We start from the raw sequence: 25,808 nt of genomic DNA, 5'->3' as shown, positions 1-25,808 counted from the left end.
ATTACATATTTCTGCGATACTGTCCTCCTACTTCAAATAAAGCATTGGTAATTTGTCCTAGTGAGCAGACTTTACACACTTCCATTAACGTCTCAAAAATATTCTCGTTGTTAATAGCTTTTTGCTGAAGTTGTTTTAATAAAGTATTTGTATCATTTGCCTTGTGAAGGTTTTGTAATGTTTTTATTTGAAGTTGCTTCTCTTCCTCAGTCGCACGAATAACTTCAGCAGGTAAAATAGTTGGAGACCCTTTACTGCTTAAAAAAGTGTTTACACCTATAATTGGGAATTCTCCATTATGCTTTAAAGTTTCGTAATACAAACTTTCTTCTTGTATTTTGCTACGCTGATACATGGTTTCCATGGCTCCTAAAACACCACCACGTTCGGTAATTCTGTCAAATTCTAAAAGTACAGCTTCCTCAACCAAATCTGTTAATTCTTCTATGATGAAAGACCCTTGAATGGGGTTTTCATTTTTTGCTAAGCCTAATTCTTTATTAATAATTAACTGAATTGCCATAGCTCGACGAACCGACTCTTCAGTGGGCGTTGTTATGGCCTCGTCATAGGCGTTGGTATGTAGCGAGTTGCAATTATCATAAATAGCATACAACGCTTGAAGTGTGGTTCTTATATCATTAAAGTCAATTTCTTGAGCATGCAAACTACGCCCTGAGGTTTGAATATGATATTTAAGCATTTGAGCTCTTTCGTTGGCACCATATTTAAGCTTCAACGCTTTTGCCCAAATTTTACGTGCTACTCTACCAATAACGGCATATTCTGGGTCGATTCCATTGGAAAAGAAAAATGAAAGGTTTGGACCAAATTTATTAATATCCATACCTCTGGATAAATAATATTCCACGTATGTAAATCCGTTAGATAAAGTAAATGCCAATTGCGAAATTGGGTTTGCTCCAGCTTCGGCTATATGATAACCCGATATGGATACCGAATAGAAATTGCGCACATTATTTTCTATAAAATACTCTTGTACATCGCCCATTAATCTCAGAGCGAATTCTGTTGAAAATATACAGGTATTTTGTGCCTGATCTTCCTTCAGAATATCGGCCTGAACCGTTCCTCTTACTTGGGCTATCGTTTTAGTTTTAATAGTTTCATAAATATCTTTGGGTAATACTTGGTCACCCGTAACACCTAAAAGCATTAAACCCAAACCGTTATTACCTTCTGGTAATTTACCATAATATTTTGGGCGTTCTTTACCCTTGTAAAGCTTTGATATTTTATTTTCTACCTCTTTTTCTAACCCATTTTCTTTGATGTAAATCTCACACTGTTGGTCAATGGCAGCATTCATAAAAAAGCCCAACAACATGGGCGCAGGCCCATTAATGGTCATACTCACAGAGGTCATGGCATCGGCAAGATTAAAGCCAGAATACAGTTTTTTAGCATCATCCAAACAGCAAATAGAAACCCCTGCATTACCAATTTTTCCGTAGATATCGGGTCGGTGGTCTGGGTCGTTACCATAAAGTGTTACACTATCAAATGCTGTTGATAATCGTTTCGCAGGCAATCCAAGACTTACATAGTGAAAACGTCTGTTAGTGCGCTCTGGTCCACCTTCTCCAGCAAACATTCGCGCGGGATCTTCTCCTGTTCTTTTAAAAGGATATAATCCTGAAGCAAAAGGAAACGCTCCAGGAACATTTTCTTGCAAACACCATTTTAAAATATCTCCCCAAGCTTGGTACTTTGGCAATGCCACTTTAGGTATTTGAGTATGTGAAAGGGACTCCGTATGAGTTTCTATTTTTATCTCTTTACCACGAACTTTAAAGGCGTATATTGGGTTTTTGTACTTATTTACTTTGTCTTGCCAACCTATAATAACTTCCCAGTTGTAAGGATCTAGATTTAGTTTTACTCTATCAAATTCTCCTACAAGCATCTTCACAAAATCTTTGTTCTCAACTGTATTTGAACTAATAGACTCCGTATCAATTCCTGATTTGTCTAATCCCGGAGTTTTGTAAACCACCGACTCTATAGTTTTATATATTCCGTAAAGTCTTTGAGCTACTTCTACTTGCTCATTGGCAGTTTTATCGTAAGCTCTATTATTCTCAGCAATTTCAGATAAATAACGGGTTCTACTCGGTGGAATTACAAAAATCTTTTCACTCATTTCATCCGAAATATGAAACGTAGATTTTAAATCTGTATTTGCCTTTTCAACCAGTTTATCCATCACTGCTTTATAAAGCGTGTTCATTCCTGGGTCATTAAATTGTGATGCAATAGTTCCAAAAACTGGCAACTCTTCTTGTGGTATATCCCAAAGATTATTATTACGCATGTATTGCTTTTTCACATCGCGTAAAGCATCTAAAGACCCTCTTTTATCAAATTTATTTATGGCAACCAAATCGGCAAAATCGAGCATATCGATTTTTTCTAACTGCGTAGCAGCGCCAAATTCAGGAGTCATTACATATAAAGAAACATCAGAGTGTTCTATAATTTCAGTATCTGACTGACCAATTCCGGAAGTTTCCAAAATAATCAAGTCATATTCAGCAGCTTTCAATACTTCAACTGCTTCATTTACATATTTTGACAAGGCTAAATTAGATTGACGTGTTGCCAAACTTCGCATATAAACCCTTGGATTATTAATGGCATTCATACGAATTCTATCACCCAACAAAGCTCCACCCGTTTTTCGTTTGGAAGGATCAACCGAAACAATACCCACTGTTTTTTTCGGAAAATCGATTAAAAATCGTCTGACCAACTCATCAACTAAACTCGATTTTCCTGCACCACCAGTTCCTGTAATACCTAATACTGGAGTTTTAGAATTTTTGTTTTTTGTATGAATTCTGTTTAAGGTTTCTTTTGCTACTTCTGGGAAGTTTTCCGCTGATGAAATAACGCGTGCAATATCTTTGGGGTTTTTACTTCTAAGACTTTCAACTTCAATATTTAGTTCATCTCCAATAGCAAAATCTGATTTTTCAACCAAATCATTAATCATACCTTGCAACCCCATTTCACGACCATCGTCTGGCGAATAAATTCGTGAAATACCATAATCCATTAAATCTTTAATTTCAGAAGGCAAAATAACACCGCCACCGCCACCAAAAATTTTAATATGTTCTGCTCCTCGTTCTTTTAAAAGGTCGTACATGTATTTAAAATACTCATTATGTCCACCCTGATATGAGGTTAAACAGATAGCATTAACATCTTCTTGAATAGCTGTATTAACAACCTCTTCAACACTCCTATCATGACCTAAATGAATCACCTCAACACCTGTGGCTTGAATAATTCTACGCATTATATTAATGGAAGCATCATGTCCATCAAAAAGAGATGCTGCCGTAACTATACGAACTTTATGTTTAGGCTTATAAGGAGCTTGTTGTTTCATTCTTAAAGAATATTGAATTTTAGTGCTGCAATTTACGAAATATTCAAAAAAATAAACGTTTTACATGAAAATATCTAAAATTATAATTCATTTTTAGGGTTGTTTAATTTTTAAACTAATTTTAGCCCGTTTATATATCTATAGAATGAATAAAATTACGCTTTTAATCTATTGTAAAGACCAATCTGGCATTATTGCATCTGTAACTAATTTTATTGCTGAACGCAAAGGCAACATTGTTTACATCGATCAGCATGTAGATAGGGAGCAAAATATCTTTTTTATGCGTTTAGAAAGTGAATTTTTTACTGAATCGTTTTCAACTGATGATTTTAAAATAAAATTTAAGGAAGTATTAGCCGATAGGTTTAATATGAAATGGCGTATTTATTCATCGGAGGCTAAACCGAAAATGGCATTATTTGTTTCGAAATACGACCATTGTTTATACGATTTATTAGGGCGTTACAATTCTGGTGAACTTAATTTAGAAATACCTTTTATAGTAAGTAACCACAACGATTTAAAACCAATAGCTGAAAGTTTTCAAATTCCGTTTTATCATATTTCTGTGACTAAAGACACTAAAGAAGAAGCTGAAGATAAACAACTAGCCCTTTTAGAAAAACATCAAATAAATTTTATAGTTTTAGCACGTTATATGCAAATTGTTTCTGAGAAAATTATTAATAAGTATCCTAACAAAATTATTAACATTCACCACTCTTTTTTACCAGCGTTTGTAGGTGCCAAACCTTACCATTCTGCTTTTAAACGTGGTGTGAAAATCATTGGAGCCACCAGTCATTACGTAACCGAAGAGCTTGATGCGGGCCCAATTATTGAGCAAGACGTAGCACGTGTAACACACACCCATTCCATTCAAGATTTAATTGCAAAAGGACGTGATTTAGAAAAAATTGTTTTAGCGAATGCGGTAAAACTTCATACGAACCGAAAAGTAATGGTTTATAACAATAAAACCGTTATTTTCTCATAAAGGAAACCGACTTCCTTCTTTAGCAAAATTAAAGCCCAAGTTTTGAATACTATCTTTTAAATGATGAGAATCCTTTATCGTTGGGTTTGAATGATTGAAATGTATAAAGTGAATTTTACTTTTTGTTGTCATGGATTCATTTTCAAACAAACTCGTAGTTTCTGTTGTAAATGGATGCGGAATTTCACTCATGTCCCTATCAATTTCACCATCTCTAAAAAACGAAGCATCTAAAACAGCATAATCAACTTTTTTTACTTCTTCAATAATATTTCGTTCCCATTTTTGCCATTTATCAATATCAGGGATGAACAAAGCCGATTTATTTTTACCTTCAATACGGTATCCAACCGTTTCAGAAAACTCATCTCTATGCGGAACCAAAAGTGGCGTTATTTTTAAGCTATTGTTAAGCACTATTGTAGAGTCGTTTTGCAAAGGTTTAATATCAATATTTTTATATTTTACCAATTGACTCCACGGGCCATTATTTTCAAGATAACTTTTCATTCTTGGCATTACATAAACCGGAATGTTATTCCCTCCTAAAGCTTCAAAACCCAGATACATTAAACCCGTGTAATGCCCCATGTGCGCATGTGTTAAAAAAATACCATCTATAACTTTTTGGTTATCTAGGTGGTTTGTTTTAAGGATTTGAACTTGCTCGGTTAAATCCGGAGTTGCATCAAAAAGAAACTTTTTATGATTTTCTAAATCAATTAAACCAAGGCAAGACACAAGTTTTTTACTTTCACTATTATCGTGAGCAGATTTGCAACAATCATTTTCACAATTAATTTGTGGATATCCAGCATCTTGCGCTATTCCAAGCACTGTGATATATTGCTTAGGGTTTAGTTCAGAATTATAAGCTCTTTCAGTTTTATCGCTTTTGCAATTAAATAATCCTAAAGTAATTATGAGGCATACTGTTTGAAACGATTTCATAAGTTATATCTATATTTGCTAAAGATATAAAACCCAATTTATTATGATACGCAAAGCCTTAGCCTTTTTACTTATTTTTAATTTCACTGCCTGTGCAGAGTTACAACAGGTTGTAAACCAATTGCCCCAAGGTACTTTAGGGAATGAAGAAATTGCTTCTGGATTACGACAAGCTTTAGATTTTGGTATAGACAAACAAGTAACCAAACTTACCCAAACTGACGGTTTTTTTAAAAATGAACTGGTAAAAATATTGTTACCTGAAGAGCTACAAAAAGTAGACAAAGCATTGCGTGATATTGGTTTAAGTAGTTTAGCCGATGAGGGCTTAAAGGTACTTAATAGAGCCGCAGAAGATGCTGTGAAAGAAGCGACACCTATTTTTGTGGATGCTGTAAAAGGTATAACTTTTGCCGATGCTAAAAACATTTTATTAGGGAATGATAACGCTGCAACACAATATTTAACTTCTAAAACGGAAACTGCTCTTTACGCCAAATTTAATCCTGTTATAAAAAGTTCATTTAGTAAAGTTGGCGCCGATGAAATTTGGAATAATTTAATAAACCGATACAATGCCATACCATTTACTAATAATGTAAACCCTGATTTAACCGACTATGTTACGGGTGAAGCTTTAAAGGGTGTTTATACTATGATAGCCGTTGAGGAAAAAGAAATCAGAAACAAAGTATCATCAAGAACTACGGATTTACTAAAGCGGGTTTTCGCTTTGCAAGATTAATGCTAAAAAGCTACTCCGTCTTTTTATACAAACCATCAAAAGCCACAGTAATATCTTTATCATTGGTAATGGTTTCCCAGTATTGACGCACAGATCCGTCATCATTTAAAGTCCACGTAACACGATGGTAATAAGGTTCTCCTTCCTTGTTTTTAGCAACATCAGTTTTTAATATCATTTGGTGTCCAGCTCTATGTCCTTTTAAATGTAAGCTACTCCCTTGGTTATCCACCCAAATTTGTTCCCATTGCTTTTTAGCGTAATTATAAAAATTATTACTGGTTCCAGTAAAATTACCTTTCGCACTGGTCCAATTTTCACGTAAAATGCAGTTGCCTTGAATTTTATCAATAACATTATTTCCGGCTAACGTACCATCAGGGTTTGTAACAGTCCATGTTCCAATCCAAAAATCAAACTCAGCATGCTTTTCGGTACAACAATTACAACTGGTAGTTTGCGCATGCATAGTAATTGAAAACATAAAGACACACACTATTTTTACAATTAATTTCATAATATTTAGAATTAGTTAGTCGTTTAAAACTATCAAATATTTGCATCATTTATAGTACAATTAACATAACCTTATTAAAAAAATCGAGCTTGTTCAAAAATAAACTACCGGTATTGGTACTTTATAGATTAAAAAAATGTATATTTAAGTACTTGTTAATCAGCGAATCTATGAGCAGAATTGATTCCATAAAGCAAAAACAAATTAAGCTTAACACTAGGTATAAAGAACTTGTTGAGCAAGCCTATAATTTTCGCCAAACAGATTCAGCTCTCAGTGATTTATCAGAATTTAGAGCTATTAAACTACTCAACAAACTAAATAGGCTTAAGTATCTTTCAAGAGAAATGAAATCACAAATTGCGTCATAATTATTTAGCATTTCTTTAACCTTTACATTACATCTGATTTACACATTTTCACGTACTTTAAATATAAAAAAGAACGTTATGAATAATCATTTTTGTAAAGTAGGGAAAATTAAACCTAACCTTAATAAGCTAATAAGTCTAAAAGAATTAGAAAAAATTATAGCAAACTTTGTTGATGATATTAGTAAAGTAGAATTTGAAGAAGGACTAAAAACAGTTTCTATTTAATTAGATAAAAGTGTTTTCATCTCTTCTTGGATTTCTTTTGCTTTTAATGCCGCTGCTGTAGCAAAATATTCATCACTTGATGCATAAATAATGCCTCGTGATGAGTTAATTAGCAGCCCTATGTTTTTTGTCATTCCATATTTACAAACGTCTTGTAAATTACCTCCTTGTGCACCTACTCCTGGAACCAAAAGAAAACTGTCTGGGATAATTTTTCTAATATCTGATAAATACTCTGCTTTAGTCGCCCCTACAACGTACATTAAATTCTTAGAATTTTTCCATGTTTTAGAGGTTTCCAAAACCTTTTTGTAAAGTTCCTTTCCTTCAACAGTTTTAGTTTGAAAATCGAATGCACCTTCATTAGATGTTAAAGCCAGCAGTATGGTATGTTTATTTTCAAATGCTAAAAAGGGTTCTACCGAATCATTTCCCATATAGGGTGCAACAGTAACTGAATCAAAACCTAAGTCTTCAAAAAAGGCTTTCGCATACATTGAACTTGTGTTTCCAATATCACCCCGTTTTGCATCGGCTATTGTGAAAATTTCTGGATGCTTTTCATTGAGGTAATTAATCGTTTTCTCAAGTGCTTTCCATCCTTTTAAACCATAAGCTTCATAAAATGCTGTATTTGGTTTGTAGGCAACACACAAATGATGTGTAGCATCAATAATAGCTTTGTTGAATGCAAAAATAGGATCTTCCTCTTTTAATAAATGCTTTGGGATTTTATTTAAATCGACATCCAATCCTATGCATAGAAAGGTTTTCTTTTTGTGGATTTGATTTACAAGTTGTTCTGTTGTCATTGAAAAAGGTACATTATACTATATCGAGATGAATCTAGTTCTTTGTAAAAAATAGCTGTAAACTCATTAAAATTAGTAGTGAAATTCGAATCTGGGTCATCAAAATTTAACTCAGGGTATAAAAAAATAAAGGTATCATCATTTCGATAGCTATTAGAATTTACTACTTTTTTTAAAGCTTGTTCTACCACTTTAAATTCATCTTCATTACAAAGCTTCTTAGATATCCATATCAAATCATGCAATACCTCTTCCTTATTTTCTTCAAAAGAGAAATCTCTTGGCTGAACAAAAGTAACAGTTTTACGGATAGAATTACATTCAACACCTTGAGGCGCGATAGTAATATAACCTCTTTTATTATTAGTGATTTCAAAACTTGCTGTGTATCTCTCTTTGTCCCAAGAATACCCTTTCAAGTTTTTTATATCGGATAAATAAACGTCTTCAAAATGAGATGCTTTTTCTAAACATTCGTCAGAAATTGAAGTCTCAATAAACTTCTTTTTCAATTCTTGATGAAAACCATAGTTTTCAACGTGATAAGATTTACAACCTACCAAAATTAGAGCGACAAAAATTATAAAATATGTTCTCATTTAACTAAAAAAATGGATTCCGCATCAAATGCGGAATGACAATAGTACTAAATCACATCACTATTAGCTTTGAGCTTTTCAGTGTTTTCGGCTAATTGTAATTCGTCAATAATTCTCTGAATATCACCATTTACAATATTACTTAAATCGTAAAGCGTTAAACCAATTCTGTGATCTGTTACACGACCTTGCGGATAATTATAAGTTCTAATTTTAGCACTTCTATCACCTGATGACACCATGCTTCCACGCTTTGCAGCATCCTCTTCCATTTTTTTAGCAAGTTCCATATCATACAAACGTGAACGTAATACTCTAAATGCCTTTTCTTTGTTTTTGTGCTGTGACTTCTGATCTTGACACTGTGCAACCAAACCTGTTGGAATATGTGTTAAACGCACTGCTGAATAGGTTGTGTTTACCGACTGACCTCCTGGTCCTGAAGAACAGAAAAAATCGATTCTTACATCTTTAGGATTAATCTCTACATCAAATTCTTCTGCCTCTGGAAACACCATTACGGTAGCAGCACTGGTATGCACACGACCTTGTGTTTCGGTTTGTGGTACACGCTGCACACGATGCACACCCGCTTCAAACTTCAAAGTTCCATACACGTCTTCACCGGAAACTTCAAACTGAATTTCCTTAAAACCGCCATTAGTACCTTCACTAAAATCCACCGTTTCTACACGCCAACCTTTGCTTTCACAGTATTTTGTGTACATTCTAAACAAATCCCCAGCAAAGATACTTGCCTCATCTCCTCCCGTTCCTGCTCGTAACTCAACCACGGCATTCTTGGAATCTTCTGGGTCTTTCGGTATTAATAATACCTTAATTTCTTCTTCCAACTTAGGGATTCCTTCTTTTGCCTCATCGTATTGCATTTTAGCCATTTCAACCATTTCAGGGTCTCCACCTTCACTAATTATGCTTTCAGCTTCATTTAAATTATTGGTAAGCTCTAAATATTTCTCGCGTTTGTCCATAAGGATTCGCAAGTCTTTATACTCTCTATTTAACTCCACATAACGTTTTTGATCTGTAATAATATCTGGTTGAATTATTAAATCGCTAACCTCATCAAAGCGTTGTTTTATTATTTGTAATTTCTCTAACATCTACCTTTTTAATTGGGTCTCAAAAATACGATAATTTATGAATTTTAGGTGTTTGTATCCTATGCTATTAGCTGTATTATAAAAATATTATGCTCTAATCAGCGTTAATATTGATACTATGCATCCGTTTTTTTCCATATTCGTCTTTTATAGACCGTTTATTATTTGGTCTTTAGGAATAAATATGGTTCTGTCGTTTTTTAAATATGAGATAGTACCAATACTACTATTTAAACTGTTATTAGTTGTTTTTCTATGGTATTTATTGAATGAGACAAGAGCTAAACGTAAACTAACACTTTACAAAAACTTAGGTGTTTCAACTCTGAAATTATTCTCCTGTCTGTTTATGATGGATTTATTTCTGAGTCTTCCTTTTCTAGTTATTTTAAGAGAATTTATTTAAAAATCCACGGCGAAACCTACTCCAAGAAATTGTTTCCATTGAATTTTGGCTCCAGCTTCGTCAAACTCACCTTCAATTTCCGAAGGTTTTAAGGTTTTTACATCATCATCATATCGTAAATGAGACCCTAAGGTGGCTCGCACAAAGCTATTTACCTTAAAGTCAAAATCAACCCGCCAATCTAAATCTACATTTCCAAAATTGTTTATATAATCAGAATATAAACTTACTTGGTGTTTTACATTTACATTTTCAACTATCTTAGTTTCGTAACTATTAGTGACTAAAACTCCTACTTCTCGTCGTATTTTTTCTCCTGGTATAATCACATTTCCACTATCATCTAAAACTGCCGGAGTAACTCCAAAAGCCCCTGCATTAGCCAAATTTTCGTCTAAAACAAAAGTGGCTTTTAAGGTTATTGGTGAAAAATAAAATGATAGTGTTTCAATATTTTTTCCATATTCCATACCACCACCAAAAAACAAATAGCCAGGTGACAAGAGCCTAGAAATTGGTTCGTCAGTGTTAGGATAATTATAACCATTTGTTAACTGTGTTCTAAAATTTAATCTAGCAGAATAAAACCAATTTGATAAACTATCTGGTCTAAACCCTAAGTTAGAGTTGACCTCAAACAAATCATCTGTTTTTCGAGTTTCTCTTTTTTGTTGTTTGTTAATACCATAATCAACCAACATATTATTTTTCCAATTGAAAAATTTGTCTTTATAATTTAATGACGATCTCAATCCAATCAAAGCTGAAATAGAGTTGGTACCACCCGAGTTCCAGTTAAAGAATGCCACTTCGTTTAAATCAATAGAGGCTTTATTTTTTTGAACCCACTGCGGACCTTGGTAAGGCTTTTTCTCTTTTTTAAGAAATAATGAATCAGGTTGAGCGATAACACATTGAATGCATAAACAAAGGAGAGGGAATAAAACTTTTTTCATCTGTTGAAGGTTGTTTTTTTTGCCAGATGTAATTCGCCAATTAGCGTTTTGATGACATCAAAATTTGATTGGCTCATTTCATGGTTAGCTGAAATTATTTTAAAAACTACATTTTCATCAAAAATTATTCCATTTTTACAAAAAATATAAATAATTAATAACTAAACTCACCAAACTCTGATTTTATTGTAAGCTTTTTGGTTTTTGATGCTTCAACACGTCCAATTATTTTTGCATCCACATGAAAAGACTTGGAAATATTGATAATACTTTCTGCAATTTCAGGAGACACATACAACTCCATTCGGTGTCCGCAGTTAAATACTTGGTACATTTCTTTCCAATCGGTTTTTGATTGCTCTTGAATTAATTTGAATAGCGGTGGAACAGGAAACATATTGTCCTTAATAATATGAAATTCGTCAACAAAATGAAGAATTTTAGTTTGTGCTCCACCAGAGCAATGTACCATACCATGTACCGTATCGCTCTTATATTTGGATAAAATGGCTTTAATAATTGGCGCATAAGTTCGTGTTGGAGATAGTACTAATTTACCTGCGTCAATAGGCACATTTTCAATTGTATCGGTAAGCTTTATATTGCCAGAGTACACTAATTCTTTAGGTACTGAGTCATCAAAACTTTCAGGGTATTTGGTTGCTAAATATTTACTAAACACATCATGACGTGCAGATGTTAAACCATTACTACCCATACCACCATTGTATTCTTTTTCATAAGTAGCTTGACCAAAACTTTCCAATCCTACTATTACATCACCAGCCTTAATATTTGCATTATCAATAACATCACTTCTTTTCATACGTGCTGTTACCGTAGAATCTACAATAATGGTTCTTACCAAATCGCCAACATCGGCGGTTTCACCACCTGTAGAATGGATAGTTACTCCAAATGTTTTTAGGTCAGATATTAATTCTTCTGTTCCGTTTATTATTGCTGAAATAACTTCCCCTGGAATCAGATTTTTATTTCTTCCAATAGTTGAAGATAACATGATATTATCTGTTGCACCAACACATAATAAATCATCAATATTCATGATTAAAGCGTCTTGCGCAATACCTTTCCAAACTGAAACGTCACCAGTTTCTTTCCAATACATATAAGCCAAAGAAGATTTAGTTCCAGCTCCGTCAGCATGCATTATTAAGCAATAATTCTCATCATTAGTTAAGTAATCTGGAACTATTTTACAGAATGCTCTCGGGTATAATCCCTTATCGATATTTTTAATGGCGTTGTGTACATCTTCTTTAGATGCGGAAACACCGCGTTGCGCATAACGTTTTGAAACTTCTTGACTCATAATGATGTATTGTGGTGCAAATTTACTTTTTTGAATTAAAAAATCCCGCTTTTTTAAAGCAGGATTTAATAAGTTTTAAACACTAACGTGTGAACAATAATTCTCGGTACTTTGTTAATGGCCAAATCTCATCATCAACCAATAGCTCCAGTTTGTCACAATGATATCTAATTTCTTCGAAAAAAGGTTTTACTTTATTACAATAAACATCCGCTTTCTTCTCTATATCCTCTATACTATTAGCTTTTCTTCGTTCATCAATCATATTAGTAACTTTTACATTAATCGCTTCAATATGACCCGATATTTCTTCAATTAAATTAATTTGTTCGTTCGAAACGGTTGTAAATTTTTTATCGAATATCTCTTTTAAACCTTTCACATTTTCAATTAAAATATTTTGATATTTTACAGCGGTAGGCACAATGTGATTACGGGCAATATCGCCCAACACTCTACTTTCTATTTGAATGTGCATAATGTATGCTTCAATCTCTATTTCATAACGTGCTTCGGTTTCAATTTTGCTCATCACATTCATTTCTTCAAACAATGCAATAGTTTCTTTTGAAACTCTTGCCTTTAAAGCTTCTGGCGTGGTTCTGTTATTACTTAAACCTCGCTTTTTCGCCTCCTTTTCCCACTCTATTCCGTAACCATTCCCTTCAAACAAAATATTTCTGCAAGACTTTATGTATTCTCTTAAAACATTAAAAATAGCTTCGTCTTTTTTTAACCCTTTGCTTGCAATAAGTTTATCAACTTCAATTTTAAAATCTTTTAATTGTTTAGCAACTATAGTATTTAAAACAGTCATTGGGTTACCACAATTTGCTGTTGAACCAACTGCCCTAAACTCGAATTTATTACCAGTAAATGCAAAAGGCGAAGTTCTGTTTCTATCTGTATTATCAAGTAAAACATCAGGTATTTTACCAACAACATTTAACTTTAATTCTGTTTTTTCTTCTGGTGACAATTTTCCTTTTGTAACGCCTTCTAGCTCTTCTAAAACCTTTGTTAACTGCTCGCCAATAAACACCGACATAATTGCTGGTGGTGCTTCGTTTGCGCCTAATCTGTGGTCATTACTCGCTGAAGCAATGGCAGCTCTTAAAAGTGCTTCATGCTCATGTACTCCTTTTATTGTATTGATGAAAAAAGTTAAAAATTGGAGGTTACTCATTGGGGTTTTTCCTGGCGATAATAAATTAACCCCCGTATCTGTTGACAGGGACCAGTTATTATGCTTACCAGAACCATTAATACCTGCAAATGGTTTTTCGTGCAGCAACACTTTAAAGTTGTGACGCGATGCTACTCTACCCATTATATCCATTAATAAGGAATTATGGTCCACTGCTAAATTAGCTTCTTCGAATATAGGTGCCAACTCAAATTGGTTTGGAGCTACTTCGTTATGTCTTGTTTTAACGGGTATTCCTAAAAGCATACATTCGGTTTCCAATTCACGCATAAAATTTAAAGCTCTGTTTGGTATGGATCCAAAATAATGGTCATCCAACTGCTGTCCTTTTGCCGACGAATGTCCTAACAGTGTTCTTCCTGTTAATGTAATGTCTGGTCTACTGGCTGCTAGCATTTTATCAATTAAAAAATACTCTTGTTCCCAACCTAATGAAGAAGTTACTTTTTTTACATTCTTATCAAAATACTTACAAACATCGGTAGCTGCATTATCAACCTCGTTTAAGGCTCTCAATAATGGTGTTTTATAATCTAAAGCTTCACCTGTATATGCCACAAAAATTGTTGGAATACATAAGGTAGTACCATAAATAAAGGCCGGTGATGTTGGATCCCAAGCTGTATATCCTCTTGCTTCAAAAGTGTTTCTAATGCCCCCACTTGGAAAACTCGACGCATCTGGTTCTTGTTGTACTAACTGACTCCCTCCAAACTTTTCAATAGCCATACCACCACCAATAGTTTCAAAAAAAGCATCATGCTTTTCTGCCGTTGCCCCCGTTAAAGGTTGAAACCAATGTGTATAATGTGTAACACCTTTTGACAATGCCCAATCTTTCATTGAAGAAGCTACCTGATCAGCAATACTTCTATCAATTTTTTTACCATATTGAATAGCATTCATAACACCTACAAAAGCATCTTTTGTTAGATATTGCCGCATGGTATTTTCGTTGAAAACATTTCTTCCAAAAATTTCTGATCTCCGTTCAGTCTCATTTATACTTACAGGTTTAAAAGCAAGAGATTCTTTAACTGCATGAAATCTTAGTGTTGACATTTTGAATATTTTTTTAAAAGTTTAGTGGTTGTAATTTAGCTACAAAAATAAGTACCTAAAATTACATTTTGACAAAAAGTAGAAAATATTATCATTAACAATTTTTCAATATTTAAATAAAAAACAATGCTTTTTTTAAAATATACCCATAAAAAATAGGGTATAAATAAAAATAACCACCCTGTTTATAAAATTACCCCCTAGAATATAAAGTGTCTAAAGAAAAAATTATATTTGTTGGCATATTATTAATTTCATATTTATAAATCATTCATTATGGCAAAAATTAAATTAGAATACATTTGGTTAGACGGGTACTTCCCAACTCAAAACATGAGAAGTAAAACCAAAGTGGAAGAGCATAAAAACTTTAAAGGCACTTTAGAAGAAATAGGAAATTGGTCTTTCGATGGATCTTCAACGCGTCAAGCAGAAGGAGGATCTTCAGACTGTATTTTAAAACCTGTTGCTATTTTCCCAGACCCAGAACGCGATAATGGATATTTAGTAATGACTGAAGTTTTAAATCCTGATGGAACACCTCACGTATCTAATGGTAGAGCTACTATTGATGATGATGATAATGATTTCTGGTTTGGTTTTGAACAAGAATATTTTATAATGGATACGCAAACTCAATTACCTTTAGGTTTCCCAGTAGGTGGTTATCCAGCACCTCAAGGTTTATATTATTGTTCTGTTGGTGGAAAAAACACACATGGTAGAGGTTTAGTTGAAGAGCATGCTGATTTATGTATTGCTGCTGGGTTGAACTTTGAAGGTATAAATCAAGAAGTTGCATGCGGACAATGGGAATTTCAATTATTTGCTAAAGGTGCAAAATTAGCTGGTGATGAATTATGGGTTGCTAGATATTTATTAGATAGATTAACTGAAAAATATGGTTACTATATTGAATACCACCCTAAACCACTAGGAAAAGATATGGACTGGAATGGTTCGGGTATGCACGCAAACTTCTCAAATACTACTTTAAGAACTGCTGGAAATAAAGAAACTTACGAAAAAATATGTGAAGCTTTCCGCCCTGTGGTAAAAGAGCATATTGCTGTTTATGGAGAGTTTAACGATCAACGTTTAACTGGTTTACACGAAACAGCTTCTATTAACGATTTCTCTTATGGTATATCTGATAGAGGAGCTTCAATCCGTATTCCTATTGCAACTGTTGAAAAAGGTTGGAAAGGTTGGTTAGAAGATAGAAGACCAGCTTCAAACGGTGACCCTTATAAAATTGCTGGACGTATTATTAAAACTGTTAAATCCGCTAAATTATAATTATTTAGAAACGGTTTTGCTCATAAAAGAGGCGCTTACATTATTTGTAAGCGCTTTTTTTTATGTGATTTGTTATTAACTTTAATTGACTTTGAATTGTAAATCGTCTAACTTCGTTATTTACAAAATGAATTAAACTAACTAATAGCAGAGATAATGAAACTATTTACAACCTTAATTTTAGCATTCCTACTTCTAGGATGTGACTCTAAAAAATCAACGAAAGAAGTTCAACCCGAAAACATAAAAAGTTGGGCGTTTCCTTATTTTGAAAAAATAGATAGTTTAAACCCCATTTTAAGCCCGACTTCAGATTTAAAATTTCTAGACCCTATAACAAGTAATATGGTTAAATGGGAAGAACGCAACGTACTCAACCCAACGGCTATTGTAAAAAATGACAAAGTTTATTTGTTATATAGAGCGCAAGATTCTATGGGAACATCAAGAATTGGAATGGCTATCAGCGATGATGGACTTAATTTTAAAAAAATGCCTGAACCTATTTTCTTTCCAGATAATGACTCGATGAAAGTTTATGAATGGAACTACAAAAAAGGAATGACCGATCGAACAAATTCCGAAGATTGTTATTTCTGCTATTTCGATGGTGTTGAAGACCCCAGAATTGTGGAAAGCGACTCTGGAGACTATATTATGACCTATACATCCTATGATGGTAAAACGGCGCGCTTAAGTATAGCATCATCAAAAGATTTAATTTCTTGGGTAAAACATGGCTTAGTATTAAAAGATGAAAAATATAAAGATACATGGTCTAAAGCTGGAGCTATAGTTAGTGAGTTGCAAGGGAATAAAATGATTGCAAAAAAAATTGACGGGAAATACTGGATGTATTTTGGCGATACGAATATTTTTATGGCATACTCTGATGACTTAATAAACTGGGACATTGCTGAAAACTCGGAATCTAAAAAAATGATTTCTGTTTTACATCCTAGAATGGGTTATTTTGATAGTAGACTCGTAGAACCAGGACCCTATGCTATGATAAAAGATGAGGGAATTTTATTAATTTATAATGGTAGTAATGCTGAAAATTTTAATGATAAAAGCTTACCAAAATTCACCTACGCTGCTGGACAAGCTTTATTTGATAAAAAATCACCTTATAAGTTAATTGATAGAACAGAGGGTTACTTTATTTACCCAGACAAAGATTATGAAAAAGTTGGTGAGGTAAACGAAGTATGTTTTGTCGAAGGCCTAGTATATTTTAAAAACCAATGGTTTTTATATTACGGAACTGCCGATTCTAAAATTGCCGTGGCGGTTTATGACGGTATAAAAAACTAAGTAAACCTTTAAATAGCGTTTTATGTTTTTAAAACTTTCCTTTGGTAAAAACTAAAAACATAAACACACCATAGGCTATTACCAAAACAAATCCTTTAATCCTGCTAATTTGCATTTGCTTTCGAAGGAATATTAGTGGAATTAAAACTGCTGAAAAACCTAGCATCCAAAAGATGTCATTTGAAAGTATTTGAGGTTCGGTAACTGGAATAGGCTTTATAATAGCGGTTAAACCTAAAACTGAAGCTATATTAAATATATTAGAACCAATTAAATTACCTAATGAAATAGCCTTTTCTTGTTTAGCTGCCGCAATAACCGATGCCGCTAATTCTGGCACACTAGTGCCTATGGCAATTAAGGAAACTCCAATAACAGCTTCGCTTACACCAATGGAAAGTGCAATGGCTTTTGAGCCTTCAACTAACCATTCACTCCCAAAATAAAGTGCTGTAGCACCAATTAGCAACCACACAAAAATTTTAAAGTTAGACACAACCGCTAAGGTTTCATCTACTCCCTCAATTATTTTATCTTTTCGAACGCTTCTAATTAAAAAAATCAAAAAAAGAATAAGCCCTATAAAGAGTAAAGCACCTTCAATGGCTGAAAGTTTGTTGTCGTTTTTAAGAAAGTAATATAATACGATTGAAAACACCATCATTACGGGCCAATTGAGTTTATAGAAAGATTTATCGACCGTTATAGTACCTACCATAGCTGTAATACCTAATACTAAACCAATGTTTGCAATATTGGAGCCAACAACATTATTTATTGCTATTGCTGGTGAACCTGATAAGGCTGCTTGTAAACTTACTAATAACTCTGGTGCCGAGGTTGCAAAGGAAACCACCGTCATCCCAATTACCATTTTTGAGATATTGAATTTAAAGGATAATGCTACGGATGAACGTACTAAAAACTCTCCTCCTATAACTAATAGTACAAAACCTAGTATAACCCAAAGTAAACTCATGTGTAAAAATTTTTTGCGAAGATAATTAAAAGTTATAAGTTAAAAGTTGGTGATTTTATGGAATAGATTGGGACACTCTATTTACTGAATTAGACATTAAAACTTAAAATTTAGTTAAATAACTATTGTTTTAGTTGTATAACTATAAAAATAGTTATAAGTTTGTTTTGCGTTAGGGATTGAAGCATTGTTGGAGCTACTTGAAAAGAGCGACTGCCAAAAGCCCGACCCAACGGGCAACGCCCAAATAATTATAAGTTTATGGAGAAGTTAACAAACAAAGAAGAAGAAATTATGCATATTTTATGGAAGCTAGAGAAAGCTTTTGTAAAAGATGTACTTGCTGAAATAAAGGATGAGAAGCCGCATTACAACACTTTATCGACCATAATTAGGAATTTAGAGGAGAAAGGCTATGTTGCTTATAACGCTTATGGCAAAACGCACCAGTACTACCCTATTGTAAGTAAGGAAGATTACCGAAAGGGTTTCATGAATGTTGCTATTGATAATTATTTTAATAATTCTTATAAAAACATGGTATCGTTTTTTGCCAAAGAAGAGAAAATAAGTGTTGAAGATTTAAAAGAAATTATTGCTTTAATAGAAAACCAAAAATAAGATGGAATATTTACTTAAAGTTAGTGCAGTTATTGCTATTTTTTATTTTAGCTATAAGTTGTTTTTACAACGCGATACCTTTTTTGAGCAAAACCGATGGTTTTTACTAGTTGGTTTAATCGCATCGTTTTTAGTGCCTTTTTTTGTTATTAACGAATACATTGAATACAAACCTATTACAATCAATCACTACAATTTTGAAGATGCTACACATGTTGAAACAGCCAAAAATTCCTTTAATGTTTTTGACTACTTACCAATTATATACATACTGGGTGTTACATTTTTTACGGCTAGATTTTTAATACAAATTAGCTCATTATTTTTATTGATTTTTAATAATAAAGGTTATAAAAATGGTGCATACACTTTTATTGAAACCAAAGCCAATGTATCTCCTTTTTCGTTTTTCAACTGGATAGTTTATAACCCAAATCAGTTTAGCGAAAGCGAATTGCAACAAATAATTACCCACGAAAAAATACATGTACAGCAATACCACTCAATTGATATTTTACTTACCCAATTGGCTTGTATTTTACTGTGGTTTAATCCGTTTATATGGTTTTACAACAAAGACTTAAAACAAAATTTAGAATTTTTAGCAGACCACGCTGCTATAAACTTTTCAAACTGTAAAAAAGCTTATCAATACACATTACTTAAAACGAGTTTACCAAATCATCAATTGGCTTTAAGTAATAATTTTTATAATTCATTAATCAAAAAACGAATCGTTATGTTACACAAAACAAAATCAAAGAAAATCAATCAAATTAAATTTGCTCTCGTTATTCCTTTATTGGTAATATTTCTTATGAGCTTTAATACTAAAAAAGTTTATGTTGAAAAGGAAATACCAATTAAAGAACAACTAAATACGTCAAACACTTTTTTAAATAATGATGTTCTTTTTACTGAAAAAAACGTTGTTGAAAACAATCATCCTAAAACAAATCCAAAGAGTAAAACTAAAACCGTTGCACCCGCTCTAGAGCAAACTAAAAGTATTGCTAAAGGGGATAAAGAAATGGTTTTAATTACTAAAGATTTTAAGGATGCAGATTTTGAAAAATTAAAAAGTAAGCTTAAAAAAGAAGGTTTTGAGGCTAAATTTAAAGGTATAAAGCGCAATAATGATGGTGAAATTACTGCTATTAAAATAGAGGTTAGTTCGAAACAATCTAATGTTAATTATAATATTGATTCGGATGACGCTATAAAGCCAATTAAAATTACATATGATAAAGATGGTGGAAACATTTCTATTGGGAACTCCTCTTCAAAACACATTGTTCACGCTTCAGGAAAAGGAAAAGCTTTCTTTATTTCTGACGATGATGAAGTGCATGAAGTCCACACAGAAGACATTCATTTTACTACTAAAGGAGATAAAACAAAACACATAAAAATAAGAAAAAATAAAGATGTTGAAATAATTACTGGCGACGAAGAAGAAGACAACATTTTTATTATAAAAAAGAGCGGTAAAGGTGATAATATATTTATCTCTGATGATGAAGATAATGAGGTAGAAATTAATGTAGAAAGTGATGGTGTTAGTGAAACCGAAGATATTATTGTTACAAAAGGAAAAGGTGGTAAAGCCTATAAAATAAAGACTATTGCTAAGGACAAAGGCGATAGTAAGTTTATAATTTCGACTGATGGTGACAAAGAACCCTTGTACATTATAGACGGCAAAGAAGTTAAAAAAGATAAACTTGATGACTTAAACCCCGATGACATTGAAAGTATTAATGTTTTAAAAGGTGATGCTGCAATTAAAAAGCATGGAGATAAGGCTAAAGATGGTGTTGTAGAAATTATTACAAAAAATAAAAACTAAACTAATTAACTAGCTTAAAAAAAACCTCAAACTTAAATGTTTGAGGTTTTTTTATGATATTATAACACTTTTAAATAATCACAATTTTTTTAATAGTTGATTTATTTTCAGATTCTATTTTTAAAAAATACATCCCTGTAGTAAGATTTAATTTTATAGAATTGTTTTCAAAATTATTAATAGATTTTATCTTTTTCCCATCCATCGAAAATACTTCTATTAGAGCCTCATTTTTAAGTCCTTTAATAAAAACATCGCTATGACTTGGGTTTGGATAAATTTGAACTTTTAAATCATTGTCTTCTTTAACACTTAGGGATTGATTCCAAACTTCTCCAACCATATTTCCCCAAATATATTCAACTAAATCTGGTTGGTCAATAAAAGGGTTTCTATTAAACTGCCAAGTATAAACCACATTGTTTCTATTCATTTCAAAATCATCAGGCGGATCATTTCTATGCCAATTAAGAAGTGTTGTTAAGTCTCCCATTTGCCCCATTATACTCGGAAACCCATTCACAATTTGCAATCCGTTATATCTAATTTCCATATATAAAACACTTCTAGCAACATCTCCATAAAAACTTCCCGCATTTCCAGAAGGACCCGTATATTGCCCATAGTGTTGATTACTCCTTATGCTATTTTCTGGTCCATCGGCGGCTCTAAGTGCATGACCATCAGAATTACCATGACGTAGCGAATCTGCTTTCGTAGTCCAAAAAATGTCTTTCCCATCTGCAATATTGTCATTATCTATATCATTATATCCTGCTAAAGACCTGGGAAACGTGTGTTCTCTATTCCATTTACCTGTATTATCTGAGGTTGTTTGAAAATCTAATTTTGCACGTCCTTCTTCTAAATACACTAACCAAACCTGATTGCTGTTTGCAGGGTTCTGATCCGCTTCCTTTAATATATCTATAATATCTGCATAGGTTTGCGCTCTAACCACAGCTGGATTTGCTATAATATCCTGTAAAGCTTGTTTTAAAGTTGAACCAGATAAACCATCCAGACTATTATAATAACCACTGGGCTGTGAACTGGTAACAGTTCCAAAAGTTGGGTTTAAAGGCGTTCCAAAACTCGCCATTGTAAAATCGTTATCAACTACTCTAATTTGTAAATTACTATTTAATATCAAGTATTCTGATGGCAAACTAACGTAGCTAATTTTTAAAACCTCATCTCCTTCGTCAAAGACATCGTCAACAAGCGTAATAGTAGTTGACGTTGTATTTTGTCCACTTGGAATGGTTAACGAAGTATTTCCTGTAAAATCAGACGTATTAAACGTTCCAAAATCTAAAACTATATCAAAATTTAAGGTTGATGATACATTTTGCTCAGTCGTAAAAGTAATATCGAAAATTTCTCCCTCATTATATTGATTTTGGTTAATTGTTATTGCTATACCGTTAAGCACTACACCACTACCATCATTTAATTGTCTTGGTGTTGGAGTTCCAGTAAAATAAGTTCCATCATTATTTCTTTGAATCGAGTTTGTATTTTGTGCTGCTCCTTCGTTTATAATTTGAATACCACTGTCAAAATCAGAAAAAATAGTTACCAGTTCGCTTCCATCACTATCATTTGTTTGATATAACAACACATTAATAAGCGTTTCATCTACATAAGCTAAGGTAGGCGTCTCAAAATCTAAATCGTCTGCCTGATAAATAGCAACAGCATCTGCCCCATTTTGAATGGTGTTTTCAGGAATTAAATATTGAGGTAACGGGCTTACAGAATTGCTCCCAATTAACAATAATCCGTTAATATCGGTTACATAACCATCTAAATCGAGTGCTAAATAACTTCTACCTTGTCCGGTTGTAGTATTGGTAGAACCATTAAAAAAAACGAGAACATAACCATCAAGAGGAAAATTTGAAGTATCTGATTTTAATTCTACAAACTCCATAGAATCTACTCCAGGCGTATCACAATCAATTTCATTTATTACAATTTGTGAAACCACTATTTGGGACATCAAAATCATAACGATGAAAACTATTATTCTTTTCATAAAGCGCATTTTTACAAATATACGGTTGAAAACTGAACCCTAATTACATTTTATTATTAAAAGTATTAACAACTGGTATTTGATTTTTAAAGAGACTTATTACGCTGAAAAATGATGAAACACTGAAAAAACACTACTTTTTAAATGAAACTTCCCTAGGTTTTATAAATCAAGTAAAATAAACCCCCTCAAATATTATGATTTATAATAATTATTTATTTTATAGTTACAAATAGAAACTTAATTGAAGACAATATCCAAAACATTAAAACTTATTTGATTTTTTTATTTACAAATTAGTATTCAAAATCATAGATTTTAATAAAAAGGTTTGCTGGATATATTCGGTTATACATATCTTCAAAAAACATTGATATAAAAACTGTTTTTTCTAACCTTTTAAACACCAAAATTATGATAATACTTGCAAAACTTGTTATTGATGTAATCCTCTTCATTATATCAATATTCTAAAAAACCAAATGGTAAAACTTAGTCTAGAATAAGTTTTACTACTTTTGCCCTATTAGAAACAATACATAGTGAAAAAGCAAATTTTCAAATTATTATCTAAGGTTAATAAAATAGTTTTACCAAGCTATTCAAAGCAACAACTAGATTTGGCTAAAGCATCCAAATTCCAATTGCTAATCATTGGTTGGAAATATTATGTAACAAAAAACGCTTTAGATTAGTAAAAAACATTACTCAAGTCGTAGCTTATTAAATCAATATTCTTATTATACAGTAGCAATCCTCTCAAAAACTATATGCTAAAAGATTGAAAAATAGTGGTAAATTTATTTTTCCAATATAAAAACTATAGTAATGAAGTGTTTGCCTATAATTTTGAATTTGATTCTTATGATTTCTTGTTCTTCTCAAGAATCAAATAACCCTACAGATTCAAACCCGCCTGATAACGCTAATAATATCGATTTTTATTACGGTGCAGACCTATCGTATGTTAATGAAATGATTGATTGTGGTGCTATTTACAAAGATTTTGATTCAAGCATAAAGGACCCTTACAAGATATTTGCCGATGCTGGTACCAACTTAGTCCGTATTCGGTTATGGCATAATCCAACATGGACAAATTACTCAAATTACAAAGATGTTAAAAAATCTATTCAGCGTGCAAAGGCAGAAGGTATGCAAGTATTATTAGATTTTCATTATTCTGATACTTGGACTGACCCTTCTAAACAAGAAATTCCTGCCGCTTGGTTAAGTGAAATTGATAATACTGAAGCCTTAGGTGATTTATTATACAACTACACATATAATACCTTAAACGACTTATTTGCTTCAAATCTTTTACCAGATATAGTTCAGGTTGGAAATGAAATTAATCAAATGATTTTGCAAGAAGGAGAATCAATATCACCCATCAACTGGGAAAGGAATGCGTCGTTAATAAATAAAGGCATAAAAGCGGTGCGAGATATAGCTTCCGAAAAAAACAAAGAAATTGGAGTTATGTTACACATAGCACAACCGGAAAATGGGCTTTGGTGGTTTGAGCAAGCAACATCTGCTGGTATTACCGACTATGATTGGATTGGTTTATCCTATTACCCACTATGGTCTGATTACACGTTGAGTAATGTAGCGAACCCTTTAAAAACTTTGATCAGCACTTATAAGAAACGTTTAATGATTGTAGAAACAGCTTATCCTTTTACGCTTGACAATGCTGATTCTGCCAATAATATTTTAGATTCTAATGCTTTAATTTCTGGCTATCCGGCTACTCAACAAGGACAATTGGATTATTTAAATGCACTAAAAGCAAAAATATTAGAAGCTGGAGGCGAAGGTTTAATTTATTGGGAGCCAGCTTGGGTTTCAACAAATTGCTCCACACTTTGGGGACAAGGTTCTCATTGGGATAATGCGACCTTGTTCGATCATAATAATCAAGCCAACTTAGGGATGAAATTTTATAACGCCTCCAAAAATTAGCATATTTAAAGCAATAAGCCTTTCTATTTGACTAGAAAGGCTTATTATATAAATCAAAAGCTGTTAATTATAATTTTAAAAGCTTATCCGTGGTCTCATTCCCTAAATTATCTGTGATTTTTATTAAGTAAATGCTTTTTGGTAAGCTTGAAACATTAAACTCATGCGCCGAATCAAAGCTCCCTTTAAATGATTTTACAATTTTCCCAGTTATATCATAAATGTATAATTCATCTACCTTCTTACTTATAGAAAAAGAATCCTTTGCTGGATTCGGATAAATTGAATATGCTGTTTCAAAATCTAATGTTTCTGTATGCAAAGTTGACGCATATGTATACTCAGAAGTTGGCTTCCAATATATATTGGCATTAGCTGCTCCATTCCAATCATCAGCAAAATAAACAGAATACCCCGTAATATCTTGATTGTTTAATGTAATATTAAAGGTTTCAGTACCATCATTTATAGATACTGTCATTGTGGTTGCTGTATTTAATGTAAACTCAAATTTAAAATCAGCATAATTTGTTGAACCACCAATGCTTGAAGCATCTACAGTTCCACCGTTTGAAACTACTTCCCAAGGATCATTAGCACCGCCATTTCCATTTAAATTCACCTGAACTGCATAATTATTAATTCTATCTGCCCATGTTGTTGTTGCTGATGGGCTAGATAGTAGTGCTAACCCGATTACACCAAAAGATGCTTGAGTTGCAGAAACTGTAATAGTAAATTTATCTCCAACCGCCATGGTAGATAGCGTTCCAGATGTAGTTCCATCTTCTGTGAAATTTCTCCAAGCCACAGATTGTTTTGCGCCTCCACCATTTGCCCACATTCCAAATTCAGTAGCCCCATTATCAAATGAGCCACCACTATCAGCAAAAAAAGCACTATAATTTGCTGCTTGCTGAACATAATTAACAGTTGTTTGGGCATTTAAACAACATGCTGAAATTAAAAATAAAAACATGTAAAAATTCTTCATAGTTTTAAAGT

At 32.8% G+C, this 25,808-nt stretch carries 21 protein-coding genes; 9 read left to right on the top strand and 12 right to left on the bottom strand.

Annotated features, from left to right (window positions below; all coding sequences use genetic code 11):
- Position 1: 1 nt before the first annotated feature.
- Positions 2–3,418 carry a methylmalonyl-CoA mutase family protein gene (locus L3X39_RS12665; protein ID WP_237232222.1) on the bottom strand — a complete coding sequence of 1,139 codons (3,417 nt, stop codon included), beginning with the start codon at positions 3,416–3,418 and terminating at the stop codon, positions 2–4.
- Positions 3,419–3,563: 145 nt separating this feature from the next.
- Between L3X39_RS12665 and purU the strand changes: the two genes are divergently transcribed.
- Complete coding sequence (purU, locus tag L3X39_RS12660) at positions 3,564–4,418, top strand: formyltetrahydrofolate deformylase (RefSeq protein ID WP_237232221.1); 855 nt, start codon at positions 3,564–3,566, stop codon at positions 4,416–4,418.
- Here purU and L3X39_RS12655 read toward each other — a convergent pair.
- Positions 4,413–5,369 (bottom strand): MBL fold metallo-hydrolase, encoded by a 957-nt coding sequence (locus L3X39_RS12655; protein ID WP_237232220.1) that lies wholly within the window; start codon positions 5,367–5,369, stop codon positions 4,413–4,415. The genes purU and L3X39_RS12655 overlap by 6 nt on opposite strands.
- Before the next feature lie 43 nt (positions 5,370–5,412).
- On the opposite strand from L3X39_RS12655, the gene L3X39_RS12650 reads away from it, so the two are divergent.
- A complete protein-coding gene (locus L3X39_RS12650; protein ID WP_237232219.1) occupies positions 5,413–6,114 on the top strand; it encodes a DUF4197 domain-containing protein in 702 nt (233 codons plus the stop codon).
- A 10-nt stretch (positions 6,115–6,124) separates the two neighbouring features.
- Here L3X39_RS12650 and L3X39_RS12645 read toward each other — a convergent pair whose 3' ends face one another.
- The gene (locus tag L3X39_RS12645; protein WP_237232218.1) at positions 6,125–6,598 is read right to left on the bottom strand and encodes a hypothetical protein; all 474 of its coding nucleotides are present in this window, start codon (positions 6,596–6,598) and stop codon (positions 6,125–6,127) included.
- Positions 6,599–6,801: 203 nt separating this feature from the next.
- On the opposite strand from L3X39_RS12645, the gene L3X39_RS12640 reads away from it, so the two are divergent.
- Together L3X39_RS12640 and L3X39_RS12635 are read left to right on the top strand one after the other, a co-directional pair.
- The gene (locus tag L3X39_RS12640) at positions 6,802–7,002 is read left to right on the top strand and encodes a Lacal_2735 family protein (protein ID WP_237232217.1); all 201 of its coding nucleotides are present in this window, start codon (positions 6,802–6,804) and stop codon (positions 7,000–7,002) included.
- Positions 7,003–7,080: 78 nt separating this feature from the next.
- Positions 7,081–7,230 carry a hypothetical protein gene (locus L3X39_RS12635; RefSeq protein ID WP_237232216.1) on the top strand — a complete coding sequence of 50 codons (150 nt, stop codon included), beginning with the start codon at positions 7,081–7,083 and terminating at the stop codon, positions 7,228–7,230.
- Here the strand turns inward: L3X39_RS12635 and pyrF are convergent.
- From pyrF to L3X39_RS12605, 6 genes are all read right to left on the bottom strand, one after another.
- Complete coding sequence (gene pyrF, locus L3X39_RS12630) at positions 7,227–8,042, bottom strand: orotidine-5'-phosphate decarboxylase (protein ID WP_237232215.1); 816 nt, start codon at positions 8,040–8,042, stop codon at positions 7,227–7,229. The two genes, L3X39_RS12635 and pyrF, sit on opposite strands and share 4 nt — an antisense overlap.
- Entirely contained in the window at positions 8,039–8,641 is a 603-nt protein-coding gene (locus L3X39_RS12625; RefSeq protein ID WP_237232214.1) for a hypothetical protein, read from the bottom strand. The genes pyrF and L3X39_RS12625 overlap by 4 nt, the downstream gene beginning before the upstream one ends.
- A gap of 47 nt (positions 8,642–8,688) precedes the next feature.
- A complete protein-coding gene (prfA, locus tag L3X39_RS12620) occupies positions 8,689–9,765 on the bottom strand; it encodes a peptide chain release factor 1 (RefSeq protein WP_237232213.1) in 1,077 nt (358 codons plus the stop codon).
- A gap of 402 nt (positions 9,766–10,167) precedes the next feature.
- On the bottom strand, positions 10,168–11,127 hold the full coding sequence (locus L3X39_RS12615) for a DUF3078 domain-containing protein (RefSeq protein ID WP_237232212.1): 960 nt from the start codon (positions 11,125–11,127) through the stop codon (positions 10,168–10,170).
- A gap of 154 nt (positions 11,128–11,281) precedes the next feature.
- A complete protein-coding gene (locus tag L3X39_RS12610) occupies positions 11,282–12,460 on the bottom strand; it encodes an AIR synthase related protein (protein WP_237232211.1) in 1,179 nt (392 codons plus the stop codon).
- Positions 12,461–12,542: 82 nt separating this feature from the next.
- Positions 12,543–14,729, bottom strand: coding sequence for a glutamine synthetase III family protein (locus tag L3X39_RS12605; RefSeq protein ID WP_237232210.1), 2,187 nt, complete (start codon positions 14,727–14,729; stop codon positions 12,543–12,545).
- Positions 14,730–15,005: 276 nt separating this feature from the next.
- On the opposite strand from L3X39_RS12605, the gene L3X39_RS12600 reads away from it, so the two are divergent.
- Both L3X39_RS12600 and L3X39_RS12595 read left to right on the top strand, forming a co-directional pair.
- The gene (locus L3X39_RS12600) at positions 15,006–16,028 is read left to right on the top strand and encodes a glutamine synthetase beta-grasp domain-containing protein (RefSeq protein ID WP_237232209.1); all 1,023 of its coding nucleotides are present in this window, start codon (positions 15,006–15,008) and stop codon (positions 16,026–16,028) included.
- 156 nt (positions 16,029–16,184) lie between these two features.
- Positions 16,185–17,345, top strand: coding sequence for a glycoside hydrolase family 130 protein (locus L3X39_RS12595; RefSeq protein ID WP_237232208.1), 1,161 nt, complete (start codon positions 16,185–16,187; stop codon positions 17,343–17,345).
- Between the two features lie 28 nt (positions 17,346–17,373).
- Here the strand turns inward: L3X39_RS12595 and L3X39_RS12590 are convergent, their stop codons facing one another.
- Positions 17,374–18,324 carry a calcium/sodium antiporter gene (locus tag L3X39_RS12590; RefSeq protein WP_237232207.1) on the bottom strand — a complete coding sequence of 317 codons (951 nt, stop codon included), beginning with the start codon at positions 18,322–18,324 and terminating at the stop codon, positions 17,374–17,376.
- Positions 18,325–18,585: 261 nt separating this feature from the next.
- On the opposite strand from L3X39_RS12590, the gene L3X39_RS12585 reads away from it, so the two are divergent.
- Positions 18,586–18,945: a BlaI/MecI/CopY family transcriptional regulator gene (locus L3X39_RS12585; protein WP_237232206.1), complete on the top strand. Its 360-nt coding sequence runs from the start codon at positions 18,586–18,588 to the stop codon at positions 18,943–18,945.
- 1 nt (position 18,946) lies between these two features.
- On the top strand, positions 18,947–20,794 hold the full coding sequence (locus L3X39_RS12580; protein ID WP_237232204.1) for a M56 family metallopeptidase: 1,848 nt from the start codon (positions 18,947–18,949) through the stop codon (positions 20,792–20,794).
- 70 nt (positions 20,795–20,864) lie between these two features.
- Here L3X39_RS12580 and L3X39_RS12575 read toward each other — a convergent pair whose 3' ends face one another.
- Positions 20,865–22,835, bottom strand: coding sequence for an endonuclease (locus tag L3X39_RS12575; protein ID WP_237232203.1), 1,971 nt, complete (start codon positions 22,833–22,835; stop codon positions 20,865–20,867).
- A gap of 864 nt (positions 22,836–23,699) precedes the next feature.
- On the opposite strand from L3X39_RS12575, the gene L3X39_RS12565 reads away from it, so the two are divergent.
- The gene (locus L3X39_RS12565) at positions 23,700–24,803 is read left to right on the top strand and encodes a glycoside hydrolase family 53 protein (protein ID WP_237232200.1); all 1,104 of its coding nucleotides are present in this window, start codon (positions 23,700–23,702) and stop codon (positions 24,801–24,803) included.
- Positions 24,804–24,870: 67 nt separating this feature from the next.
- Here the strand turns inward: L3X39_RS12565 and L3X39_RS12560 are convergent, their stop codons facing one another.
- Positions 24,871–25,797, bottom strand: coding sequence for a T9SS type A sorting domain-containing protein (locus L3X39_RS12560; protein ID WP_237232199.1), 927 nt, complete (start codon positions 25,795–25,797; stop codon positions 24,871–24,873).
- Positions 25,798–25,808: the final 11 nt, after the last annotated feature.

This window comes from Flaviramulus multivorans, from assembly GCF_021728415.1.
Lineage (GTDB): Bacteria > Bacteroidota > Bacteroidia > Flavobacteriales > Flavobacteriaceae > Sabulilitoribacter > Sabulilitoribacter multivorans.
Note: the sequence above shows the minus strand (reverse complement) of the source record. Positions and strands in the feature narration are given on the sequence as shown.